This window comes from Caldicoprobacter faecalis, from assembly GCF_900115765.1.
GTDB lineage: Bacteria > Bacillota > Clostridia > Caldicoprobacterales > Caldicoprobacteraceae > Caldicoprobacter > Caldicoprobacter oshimai.
On record NZ_FOXR01000047.1, the window covers coordinates 1 to 11,543 of the forward strand.

The window sequence follows — 11,543 nt, forward strand, 5'->3', positions numbered from 1 at the left end:
AAATTATCTCTGTAATATTTTTTAAAACCCATAGTTGACATTTTTACTGAATAAAATTATCCTTTTTGAGGTGACATTTTCACAGACTATTGACACATATTTAAACACAAAAATGGCTCATTTTTGAGCCCTTTCTCCAAGAACAAACGCGAAAACAACACAATAAATATTTACAGTTTCTGCTGATATCGGGATTGCCCCAATATCAGCAGAAACATCGCCACGTAACATAACCCCTGTTACGCCTCAATCAGACAGATGCTGCCGCTGTTTTTCTATCATTTTGTTTTTCGTCCTCCTGAGCTTTAAGCTCTTCCTCGGTACGCACCTCGATATCGCGGTACCTGCTCATGCCAGTGCCTGCCGGAATTAGCTTGCCGATGATGACATTCTCCTTAAGGCCCATCAGAGGATCGATCTTGCCCTTTACGGCTGCATCGGTCAGCACGCGCGTGGTTTCCTGGAAGGAAGCAGCTGACAGGAAGGAATCGGTGGCCAGCGATGCTTTAGTGATTCCCAGCAGCACCCTCTTGGCCACAGCAGGCTGCCCGCCCTGCTGCACAATCCTCTCGTTTTCTCTCTCGAACTCGAATATATCTACCAGGCCACCAGGCAACATGTCGCTGTCACCTGGATCTTCTACTCTCACCTTGCGGAGCATCTGCCTGATGATTATCTCGATATGCTTATCATTTATATCTACACCCTGGTAACGATAAACCTTTTGAACCTCCTGCAAGAGATAAGCCTGTACGCCCTTTACACCCTTTATCTTCAATATATCGTGCGGATTGACCGAACCTTCGGTAAGCTCATCCCCTGCTTCAATCTGCTGCCCATCTTCTACCCTTATTCGGGCACCATAGGGCACCGTATAGACCTTGGTTTCTCCGTCAGGCGACGTTACAATGATCTCCCTCTTCTTCTTGGTATCGTTTATCTTGACGGTACCTGAAATTTCGGAGATAACCGCCAATCCTTTGGGCTTACGCGCTTCAAACAACTCCTCAACGCGCGGCAGACCCTGGGTGATATCCTCGCCGGCGACGCCACCGGTGTGGAAGGTTCTCATGGTCAGCTGAGTACCCGGCTCGCCAATGGACTGGGCAGCAATGATACCAACCGCTTCTCCCACGTTTACAGGATGGCCGGTGGCCAAATCAATGCCGTAGCACTTGGCGCATACGCCATACTCGGTACGGCAGGTAAACACGCTGCGTATGCACACCTTTTGAATGCCGGCCTTTACAATCCGCTCAGCCTTTTCGTGGTCTATGAGCTCATTGGTGTATACTATGACCTCTCCAGTATTGGGGTCTATGACGTCTTCTGCGGCGTAACGCCCTAAAATCCTGTCGATGAGCGGTTCGATGACCTCGTTACCTTCCCTTATCTCCGTCACCTCAAAGCCCTTTACCTCTTCTCCCAGTCTCGCAAAGCAGTCCTCTTCCCGTACGATGACGTCCTGGCTGACGTCAACCAAACGCCTGGTAAGATAACCCGAGTCAGCGGTACGCAGCGCGGTATCAGCTAATCCCTTTCTGGCGCCATGGGTGGATATGAAGAATTCCAGTACAGTCAAGCCCTCGCGGAAGTTAGAACGTATGGGCACCTCTATGATCACGCCAGCCGGGTTGGCCATAAGGCCGCGCATTCCGGCAAGCTGCCTGATCTGGTTAATGCTGCCACGTGCACCAGAGTTGGCCATCATGTACAGGTGGTTAAATGGGTCCATGGCAGCTAAAAGGGCCTGGGTGACCTTATCGGTGGTCTCATTCCATATGGATATGATCCTGTTGTACCTCTCTTCATCCGAGATAAGGCCACGGCGATACTGCCTCTCAATCCGTGCAACCTCTTCGTCGGCTTGTTTGAGAAGCTCTTGCTTCTCTTCGGGCACCACGATATCGGATACGCCTATTGTAATGGCGCCTTTTGTAGCATAGTGGAAACCCAGCGCCTTTATCTTATCCAATACAATGGCGGTTTCGGTATTGCCATATTTGCGGTAACACCTGTCAACTATTTTTTCCAGCATCTTTTTATCTACCAGAGTATTGATTTCCAGGTCAAAGGCCTCATCCGGATTATTTCTGTCCTTGAATCCCAAATCCTGCGGAATGGCCTCGTTGAATATAACCCTGCCGGGCGTCACATCTATCAGTTTAGATACCTTCTCCCCATTTATCTCCTTTGTAACCCTCATCTTAACGCGGGCATGAAGTCCCACCTGACCCGTCTGATATGCCATTATCACCTCGTCGGGCCCTGTGAACACCCTTCCTTCGCCTTTCTCGCCTTCACGCTCAATGGTGAGATAATAACACCCTATAACCATATCCTGAGTGGGGCATACCACAGGCCGGCCATCCGAAGGCTTTAGCATGTTATGGATGGATAACATCAAAAAGCGTGCCTCAGCTTGAGCTTCTACCGACAGCGGAACGTGTACCGCCATTTGGTCACCGTCAAAATCAGCGTTGTATGCTGTACACACCAGCGGGTGAATCTTTATGGCGCGCCCCTCTACCAAAACGGGCTCAAAGGCCTGGATTCCCAGACGGTGCAGTGTAGGTGCACGGTTCAAAAGCACGGGATGCTCCTTTATGACCTCCTCCAGCACATCCCATACTTCGGGCCTTACGCGCTCCACCATGCGCTTTGCGCTCTTTATGTTGTGGGCCAGCCCTCTTTCAACCAACCTCTTCATGACAAAAGGCTTAAACAGCTCCAGCGCCATCTCCTTTGGAAGCCCGCACTGATACATCTTAAGCTCGGGCCCCACCACGATTACAGAACGTCCCGAATAGTCCACGCGCTTTCCGAGCAGGTTTTGACGAAATCGCCCCTGTTTACCTTTAAGCAAATCGCTCAAGGACTTAAGCGGCCTGTTGCCCGGCCCTGTAACGGGGCGACCCCTCCTCCCGTTATCTATAAGGGCATCCACCGCTTCCTGCAGCATTCGTTTTTCATTTCTCACGATGATATCAGGAGCTCCCAGTTCCAGCAACCTCTTGAGACGATTGTTGCGGTTAATCACCCGCCTGTAAAGGTCATTGAGGTCCGAGGTAGCAAAACGGCCACCATCCAGCTGCACCATGGGACGGAGCTCAGGCGGAATAACCGGAATAACATCCAATATCATCCATTCTGGCCTGTTGCCCGACTTTCTGAAAGCCTCCACCACTTCCAGGCGCTTTATGAGGCGTATACGCTTTTGACCTGTAGCCGTCTTTAGCTCCTCTCGCAGCTCTTTGGACAGTGCATCCAAGTCAATCTCCTGTAGCAGCTCCTTTATGGCCTCGGCTCCCATCCCCGCCCGGAACCTGTTGCCGTATGTCTCCTGATACTCCCTATATTCCCTCTCGGTCAAAAGCTGCTTTTTGACCAGAGGCGTATCGCCCGGGTCTATTACCACATAAGCGGCAAAATACAAAACTTTTTCCAGAGCCCGGGGCGACATATCAAGCAGCAAGCCCATGCGGCTGGGAACGCCCTTAAAGTACCATATATGGGATACTGGGGCAGCCAATTCAATATGCCCCATGCGCTCGCGGCGCACCTTAGACTTGGTCACTTCTACGCCGCAACGATCGCATATGATTCCCTTATACCGAACCCTCTTGTACTTTCCACAGTGGCATTCCCAGTCCTTTGTAGGTCCGAAGATTCTCTCACAAAACAGGCCATCCTTTTCAGGTTTTAAAGTCCTGTAGTTTATGGTCTCGGGCTTTTTAACCTCGCCCCGAGACCACTCGCGAATTTTATCAGGAGAAGCTAAACCAATCTGTATAGAGTCAAAGTTATTGAGTTCCACCGAAGCTTCCGCTCCTTTCTTTAATAGTCTTACTCTTCATCGTCTATATCCTTTAGGCTGTCCAAATCGTCCAGGTCCTCTAAACCAGGTATATCCACGATGTCGTCCAAATCAAAATTCTCCAGTTCCTCATCTTCAAAATCCTTCTCTTCATCTTTTTCTTCTACCGGCTCTTCCACAACCTTATCCTTCTCTCGCCCTTCTATATTTACGCCCAGTTCTTCTATGTCATCATCGACAGTCTCTTTGATAGCTATCTCTTCTTTTTCTTCTGACAGCACTTTTACGTCAAGTCCCAAGCTCTGCAGCTCCTTAATAAGCACCTTGAACGATTCGGGTACGCCCGGCTCTGGGATGTTTTCCCCTTTTACAATAGCCTCATACGTTTTGACGCGTCCCACCACATCGTCGGATTTTACCGTCAACATCTCCTGCAGGGTATGAGCAGCACCGTAAGCCTCCAGGGCCCAAACTTCCATCTCGCCAAACCTCTGACCGCCAAACTGCGCCTTACCTCCTAGAGGCTGCTGAGTAACCAGCGAATAAGGCCCAGTGGAACGTGCATGGATCTTATCATCAACCAGGTGCACCAGCTTCATCATGTACATATACCCTACCGTCACGCGGTTCTCAAACGGCTCACCCGTACGGCCATCGTAAAGGGTGACCTTTCCATCCCGGCTGAAACCGGCTTTCTCAAGTGCATCCATTATATCCTCCTCGTTGGCACCGTCGAAAACCGGCGTAGCCACATACCAGCCAAGAGCTTTGGCCGCAAGACCTAAATGCGTCTCCAGCACCTGTCCAATGTTCATACGAGACGGGACGCCCAAAGGATTGAGCACTATCTCCAGCGGAGTACCGTCCGGCAGGAAGGGCATATCCTCCTCGGGCAATATCCTGGATATGACGCCCTTGTTTCCATGGCGCCCGGCCATTTTATCGCCCACAGATATCTTGCGCTTCTGCGCCACATACACCCTTACCATCTGATTGACGCCTGGTGCCAGCTCATCGCCGTTTTCACGGCTGAACACCTTCACATCCACCACAATTCCGCCTTCGCCGTGAGGAACCCTCAGCGAGGTGTCTCTGACCTCACGGGCCTTCTCACCAAATATGGCCCTCAACAGCCTTTCTTCAGCCGTCAGCTCGGTCTCGCCCTTGGGAGTAACCTTACCCACCAGTATGTCTCCTGCTTGCACCTCAGCGCCTACCCTTATGATGCCCCTTTCGTCCAGGTCCTTGAGAGCATCCTCACCCACATTGGGTATCTCCCTGGTTATCTCTTCGGGGCCCAACTTAGTATCACGAGCTTCAACCTCATATTCTTCTATATGAATAGAGGTATATACGTCCTCCTTTACCAGCTTTTCACTGATCAGGATAGCGTCCTCGTAGTTATAACCTTCCCAGGGCATAAAACCCACCAACACGTTTTTCCCCAGAGCCAGCTCACCATGGTCCGTGGAAGGCCCGTCCGCTATGACCTGTCCCTTTTCAACCCGTTGCCCCACATCTACAATGGGGCGCTGATTTATGCAAGTGCCCTGGTTAGAACGAGCAAACTTAATCAGGTTATATACTTCTTCCTTACCACCATCCTCTTTAATCACAATCTGATCAGCAGAAACTTTTTTGACCACTCCGGACTCTTTTGCCACCACGACTACTCCAGAATCTTTAGCAGCCCTGTATTCCATACCTGTTCCGATTATAGGTGCCTCGGTACGTATGAGGGGAACAGCCTGGCGCTGCATGTTGGAACCCATCAGAGCGCGATTGGCGTCATCGCTTTCAAGGAAGGGAATCAGCGATGCAGCGACAGACACGACCTGTTTGGGTGAGACGTCCATGAGCTCTACCTGTTCCCTGGGCACCTCGTATATCTGGTCCCTGAACCTGGCCATGACGCGCTCGTTTGCAAAGTATCCATTTTCGTCCAGCTTTTCGTTGACCTGGGCAATCACGTACTCGTCCTCTTCATCGGCAGTAAGGTAGACTATCTCATCAGTTACCCTCTTGTTTTTCTGATCCACTTTCCTGTACGGAGATTCGATGAAACCGTACTCATTGATACGGGCATAAACGCTGAGAGAGTTTATCAAACCAATATTGGGTCCCTCTGGGGTCTCTATAGGACAGATTCGACCATAGTGGGAGTGGTGTACGTCTCTCACTTCGAAGCCTGCACGCTCGCGGCTCAAACCTCCAGGCCCCAAAGCGCTTACCCTTCGCTTATGAGTCAGTTCAGCTAACGGGTTGGTTTGATCCATAAACTGAGAAAGCTGGCTGCTGCCAAAAAACTCTTTAATGGCAGCCACCACAGGACGAATATTTATAAGAGCCTGAGGGGTTACCGTTTCCACATCCTGTATGGTCATTCTCTCCTTAATCACTCTTTCCATGCGCGACAGTCCAATCCTGAATTGGTTCTGCAATAGCTCGCCCACAGCTCGCACACGCCTGTTGCCTAAATGGTCGATATCATCAATATGGCCAATACCATTAAATAGATGAATAATATAGTTCACAGAGGCCACAATATCATCTGCTATAATGTGCTTGGGAATAAGCCTGTTAAGGTTTGCCCTCAAGGCCTCTTTCAGTTCCGGCTCGCTCAGATTCTGGTCAAGAATCTCCTTCAAAACAGGGTAATGCACCTTTTCGTTGATACCGACTTCCTGCGGATCAAAGCTCAAATACTGCCTTGCGTCAACGAAATGGTTGCCCACTATCTTGACGACCTTTTCATCATCCAGCAATACTTCTACCTGATTGACGCCGGCATCTTGTATCATCTCGGCTTTCTCGCGCGTAATCTTTTCTCCTGCTTCAGCTAATATCTCTCCAGTCGAAGGATCCACCACATCACGAGCACATATACGTCCATTCAACCTCGCGCTCAATGCCAGTTTCTTATTGACCTTATAGCGCCCCACCCGTGCCAGGTCATACCTTTTGGGATCGAAAAACAGCGACGTCAAAAGCTGCTTTGCGCTCTCGACGGTGGGCGGCTCACCTGGCCTCAAGCGCTTATAGATTTCAATCAAGGCCTCTTCTTCCGTCTTGGTATTATCCTTTTCCAAAGTATTCAATAGCCGTTCATCTTCACCAAGCGCTTCTTTAAGCTGGCCGTCGGTTCCATATCCCAGCGCTCGCAAAAGAACTGTTATGGGCAATTTGCGAGTACGATCAATGCGTACATATATCACATCGCTGGAATCGGTCTCATACTCCAGCCAGGCACCACGATTAGGTATAATAGTTGCAGAATACATCTTCTTGCCCGTTTTATCGGTCTGCTCAGAATAATACACACCCGGCGAACGTACCAGCTGGCTGACAACTACGCGCTCGGCTCCGTTAATTATAAAGGTGCCTCGCTCGGTCATCAAAGGAAAATCCCCCATAAACACTTCTTGCTCTTTTACCTCACCGGTCTCTTTATTGATGAGACGAACGCGGACCTTTAACGGAGCTGCGTAATTCATGTCCCTGTCCTTGCACTCCTGTACAGAGTACTTTGGATTATTTCCCAACCTGTAATCTACAAACTCCAGCACCAAATTCCCCGTATAATCGGTGATGGGCGAAATCTCCTCAAATACCTCTTTTAAACCCTCTTTTAAGAACCACTGATATGAATTCTTTTGAACCTCAATGAGATTTGGAATATCCAGCACCTCATCAATTCGAGAATAGCTCATCCTTGTCCTGTTCCCTACCTGAACTGGATGCACCATAAAAATTAATCACCCCTTAAATTTATTAAACGTCGACAAGCGTGTTCCATCATACCAATATGGCTACCGAAACAATATATGAGGGCAAAGTCAAAAATAAAAAATGACAAAAAGATCCCCCTCCGGTTTTTAACCCCACCACGAACCTACTTTGGCTTATTATAAATTATTCCCTTGAAATTTATACCCTATTCGGTGTAAAATATAAACACAACAGGAAATTATGTAATGAGTTATGACCTCCTTACCCATTAATGCAATTTTTAATATTATCATAACTATGTGTAGATGTCAACGGTTAAAAATTTTAAATTTCAATAAAAAAGGGACTCGTTTTAGAGTCCCTTTTAGTTATGCTCCTGTCATTTAATCTCGACTTTGGCACCGACTTCTTCGAGTTTAGCCTTAGCAGCCTCAGCTTCTTGCTTGCTGACGCCTTCCTTAACCGGCTTGGGTGCGCTCTCTACCAAATCCTTGGCTTCTTTCAAGCCCAAACCAGTCAGCTCGCGTACAACCTTGATAACCTTGATCTTTTCTGCTCCAACCTCAGTAAGGATGACGTCAAACTCTGTCTTCTCCTCTTCAGCCGGAGCAGCGGCAGCACCAGGTGCGCCAGCAACCGGGGCAACAGCCACCGGAGCAGCTGCGCTAACCCCAAACTCCTCTTCCAAAGCTTTTACCAGCTCTGCCAATTCCAAAACCGTCATATTTTTAATAGCTTCTATCAGTTGATTCTTATCCATTCTAAACTACCTCCCGTTCTAAAGATTTGTTTTTGATTTTTGAGCAAGTGCATTTTGTCTTTAAGCCTCTTTTTCTTTCTGTGCTTTGACAGCGTTTAAAGCATATACCAGCGCCCGTATTGGGCCACTGAGCACTCCCACCAGATTGGCGATGGGAGCATTTAAGCTGCCAAGCATTTTGGCAATAAGCTCTTCTCTGGATGGAAGCTTGGCCAGCGCCTTGATACCATCCACATCAATTATCTTTCCGTCCACCACTCCGACCTTAAACTCCATCTTGTTAAGCTCGTTCATGGTATCCAAAAGGATCTTGGCCGGAGCTACTGGATCTTTCACGCCAAAGGCTATGGCCGTAGGCCCTTCCAGATGAGGGATTAAACCTTCCAATCCTAATTCGCGCGCTGCAATCTCTATCAAGGTGTTCTTATATACCTTGTAGATTACCCCCGCTTCACGGAATTTCTTGCGGAGCTGATTGACCTCTTCAACCGTCAGGCCTTTATAATCCACCAAGATGGCACTGCTTGAATTGGATAACCTTTCCTTAATCTCGGATACAATCTGAACTTTTTCTTCGCGGACCGGCATCTCCTCTATCACCTCCTTTAAAGCAACGATAAGCAAAAACTAAAAAGCCCCCTTACCGCAAGACAGTAAGAGGGCAGTATATACCCATCCCTTTACCTTACCTCGGTAGGCTGTGCAAACACATTTAAGCGCAAAGGCACCTACTGTCTGCGGTAAGCCTTCAAATAAATTTTTTAGATTTTTAAATATTAGAATCTCGCCGGGTTTACCTTTATCCCCGGTCCCATGGTGCTGGACAGCACAATGCTTTTCAGATAAGTCCCCTTGGCAGCTGCGGGTTTGGCTCTAACTATAGCCTCTATCAAAGCCTGCAAATTCTCAAGCAACTTGTTTTCATCAAAAGATGCCTTCCCAATGGCTACATGCACAATACCTGCCTTATCCACACGATATTCTACCTTACCTGCTTTGATGTCCCGTACAGCCTTGCCCACTTCTATGGTTACCGTACCGGCCTTGGGATTGGGCATCAAACCTCGGGGACCTAAAATTCGCCCCAGCCTACCCACCATGGCCATCATATCAGGGGTAGCAACGCACACATCAAAGTCCAACCAGCCCTCGTTTTGAATGCGCGCCACCAGCTCTTCTGCTCCCACGTAATCAGCGCCTGCTTCTTCAGCCTCTTTTGCCTTGTCACCTTTGGCAAATACCAAGACCTTGACCGTCTTACCAGTGCCATGGGGTAGAACCACCGTACCGCGCACCTGCTGGTCAGCATGTCGGGGATCAACCCCTAATCTCACTGCAACTTCGATGGTTTCATCAAACTTTGCATTGGCAGTCTGCTTTACAAGCTTTACCGCCTCTTCAGGATCATACAGCTTGGTACGATCCACCAGCTTCAAAAGCTCCTGATACCTTTTACCTCGCTTCATGATTCAACCTCCTTGTGGTGTTAGGCGGAAAATACTCCTCCCACAATTTTCATCAGTCTTCTACGATTATGCCCATGCTGCGGGCAGTACCTGCAATCATGCTCATCGCGGCCTCAATGCTGGATGCATTCAGATCCGGCATTTTCAGCTCAGCAATTTCTCTGATCTGCTGCTTTGTTACTCTGCCTACCTTTTCACGGTTGGGGGCAGCAGAACCCTTTTCGATCCCAGCAGCTTTCTTCAACAAAACCGCTGCAGGCGGTGTCTTAGTAATAAACGTAAATGAACGATCCTGATATACAGTGATAACAACCGGGATTATTAACCCTGCTTGCTTTGCAGTCCTCTCGTTGAACTCCTTGCAAAACGCCATTATGTTAACGCCATGCTGTCCTAACGCTGGTCCAACTGGCGGAGCAGGAGTGGCTTTCCCGGCAGGAATTTGCAGCTTCACCACAGCTACCACTTTCTTAGCCATCTCTTACACCTCCTTAAATTTTCTGTATCTGATTGTACCGCAACTCTATGGGGGTCTCTCTGCCAAACATTGAAACCAAAACTCTTACCTTTTGCTTATCAGGATAAATCTCTTCAACCACCCCAATGAAATTCTCCAAGGGCCCTGATGTAACGCGCACGTTATCGCCCACTTCTACATCCAGTTTGATCGGAACATCCTCTACTCCCATCATGCGCACTTCTTCAGGAGTAAGAGGTACGGGCTTGGAACCAGGGCCTACAAATCCTGTCACACCTCTGGTGTTACGAACAAGATACCAGGATTCGTCAGTCATAATCATTTTTACCAATACATATCCTGGAAATATTTTCTTGCTAACTACTCTCTTTTTCCCGTTTTTGAACTCGATCTGTTCTTCGGTAGGAACTCTCACTTCCAGTATCAAATCCTGCATTCCACGGCTTTCTACCATCTTTTCAATATTAGCCTTTACTTTGTTCTCATACCCCGAATAAGTATGAACCACATACCACTTTGCTTGCTCTCTTTCGCTCATAAACCAAGGGCCTCCCTTTTTATTTGGCCCCCCTCTCTTACATCACGTTATCAACTTAAGGAGCTGGCCTAAAATCAAATCCACTATCCCTACCACTATTGCAAAGATCACAATAAAAACTATAGCTGCAATAGTAGCATTCACCAACTCCTTACGGTCGGGCCAAGATACTTTCTTCACCTCTGAAATAACATCCCGAAAATATTTTGCTATTCTCTTCCTTCGGCCAGACATCTTTGCCTCGGCTTTACCCTGGGCAATTTTCGCCATCATTTTCACACCCTCAACCTTTTTCTTATTGCTCTACGCTTTATCTTGTTTCCCTGTGAATGGTATGCTTTTTGCAGTACTTGCAGTATTTCCTCAGCTCCAACCTGTCGGGGTCATTTTTCTTGTTTTTGGTGGTATTATAGTTTCGCTGCTTACACTCGGAACAAGCCAGCGTGATATTTACTCGCATCCCCTACACCTCACTCCAGTTTATATTCGACTACCTGCTTCTTTGTAAATCAATACTATTTTAATTTACCATATAAACTTCATCCTTGTCAATGAGCTTTCAAGATTTTTCGGCCTAAAACGAAGTTTTCCCTGATAATTCACAATAAAAGCGCAGGCAACTACCTGCGCTTTTGTCGACCATGCTATAAAACCTTAAGCTTACTCGATGATTTTAGTTACAGCACCGGCGCCTACAGTCCTGCCACCTTCTCTTATAGCAAACCTCAACCCTTCCTCTATCGCTATGGGCGTAA

10 protein-coding genes and 1 other annotated feature are annotated in these 11,543 nt (G+C 48.1%); all 10 genes read right to left on the bottom strand.

Annotated elements, in window-relative coordinates:
• Positions 1 to 250: 250 nt before the first annotated feature.
• Positions 251 to 3,817 (bottom strand): DNA-directed RNA polymerase subunit beta', encoded by a 3,567-nt coding sequence (gene rpoC / locus BM241_RS11195; RefSeq protein ID WP_092282814.1) that lies wholly within the window; start codon positions 3,815 to 3,817, stop codon positions 251 to 253.
• Between the two features lie 29 nt (positions 3,818 to 3,846).
• Positions 3,847 to 7,563: a DNA-directed RNA polymerase subunit beta gene (gene rpoB, locus BM241_RS11200; protein ID WP_092282815.1), complete on the bottom strand. Its 3,717-nt coding sequence runs from the start codon at positions 7,561 to 7,563 to the stop codon at positions 3,847 to 3,849.
• A gap of 362 nt (positions 7,564 to 7,925) precedes the next feature.
• Complete coding sequence (gene rplL, locus BM241_RS11205) at positions 7,926 to 8,306, bottom strand: 50S ribosomal protein L7/L12 (RefSeq protein WP_025748463.1); 381 nt, start codon at positions 8,304 to 8,306, stop codon at positions 7,926 to 7,928.
• Positions 8,307 to 8,366: 60 nt separating this feature from the next.
• On the bottom strand, positions 8,367 to 8,894 hold the full coding sequence (gene rplJ / locus BM241_RS11210) for a 50S ribosomal protein L10 (protein ID WP_025748464.1): 528 nt from the start codon (positions 8,892 to 8,894) through the stop codon (positions 8,367 to 8,369).
• Between the two features lie 31 nt (positions 8,895 to 8,925).
• Positions 8,926 to 9,065: a sequence feature (ribosomal protein L10 leader region), on the bottom strand.
• A 17-nt stretch (positions 9,066 to 9,082) separates the two neighbouring features.
• Entirely contained in the window at positions 9,083 to 9,772 is a 690-nt protein-coding gene (rplA, locus tag BM241_RS11215; RefSeq protein ID WP_092282816.1) for a 50S ribosomal protein L1, read from the bottom strand.
• A 52-nt stretch (positions 9,773 to 9,824) separates the two neighbouring features.
• A complete protein-coding gene (gene rplK / locus BM241_RS11220) occupies positions 9,825 to 10,250 on the bottom strand; it encodes a 50S ribosomal protein L11 (protein ID WP_025748466.1) in 426 nt (141 codons plus the stop codon).
• A gap of 13 nt (positions 10,251 to 10,263) precedes the next feature.
• Positions 10,264 to 10,788 carry a transcription termination/antitermination protein NusG gene (nusG, locus tag BM241_RS11225; protein ID WP_025748467.1) on the bottom strand — a complete coding sequence of 175 codons (525 nt, stop codon included), beginning with the start codon at positions 10,786 to 10,788 and terminating at the stop codon, positions 10,264 to 10,266.
• A 42-nt stretch (positions 10,789 to 10,830) separates the two neighbouring features.
• The gene (secE, locus tag BM241_RS11230; RefSeq protein ID WP_025748468.1) at positions 10,831 to 11,058 is read right to left on the bottom strand and encodes a preprotein translocase subunit SecE; all 228 of its coding nucleotides are present in this window, start codon (positions 11,056 to 11,058) and stop codon (positions 10,831 to 10,833) included.
• A 40-nt stretch (positions 11,059 to 11,098) separates the two neighbouring features.
• Entirely contained in the window at positions 11,099 to 11,248 is a 150-nt protein-coding gene (gene rpmG, locus BM241_RS11235; RefSeq protein WP_025748469.1) for a 50S ribosomal protein L33, read from the bottom strand.
• A 200-nt stretch (positions 11,249 to 11,448) separates the two neighbouring features.
• A partial coding sequence (locus BM241_RS11240; protein WP_449240102.1) for an EF-Tu C-terminal domain-related protein occupies positions 11,449 to 11,543 on the bottom strand: 95 nt, incomplete at its 5' end.

Bases quoted from the DNA above. Each gene is read 5' to 3' on its own strand.
- secE (WP_025748468.1), bottom strand. From the start codon at position 11,058: ATGGCGAAAATTGCCCAGGGTAAAGCCGAGGCAAAGATGTCTGGCCGA.
- nusG (WP_025748467.1), bottom strand. From the start codon at position 10,788: ATGAGCGAAAGAGAGCAAGCAAAGTGGTATGTGGTTCATACTTATTCG.
- rplL (WP_025748463.1), bottom strand. From the start codon at position 8,306: ATGGATAAGAATCAACTGATAGAAGCTATTAAAAATATGACGGTTTTG.
- rpmG (WP_025748469.1), bottom strand. From the start codon at position 11,248: ATGCGAGTAAATATCACGCTGGCTTGTTCCGAGTGTAAGCAGCGAAAC.
- rplJ (WP_025748464.1), bottom strand. From the start codon at position 8,894: ATGCCGGTCCGCGAAGAAAAAGTTCAGATTGTATCCGAGATTAAGGAA.
- rpoB (WP_092282815.1), bottom strand. From the start codon at position 7,563: ATGGTGCATCCAGTTCAGGTAGGGAACAGGACAAGGATGAGCTATTCT.
- rplA (WP_092282816.1), bottom strand. From the start codon at position 9,772: ATGAAGCGAGGTAAAAGGTATCAGGAGCTTTTGAAGCTGGTGGATCGT.
- rplK (WP_025748466.1), bottom strand. From the start codon at position 10,250: ATGGCTAAGAAAGTGGTAGCTGTGGTGAAGCTGCAAATTCCTGCCGGG.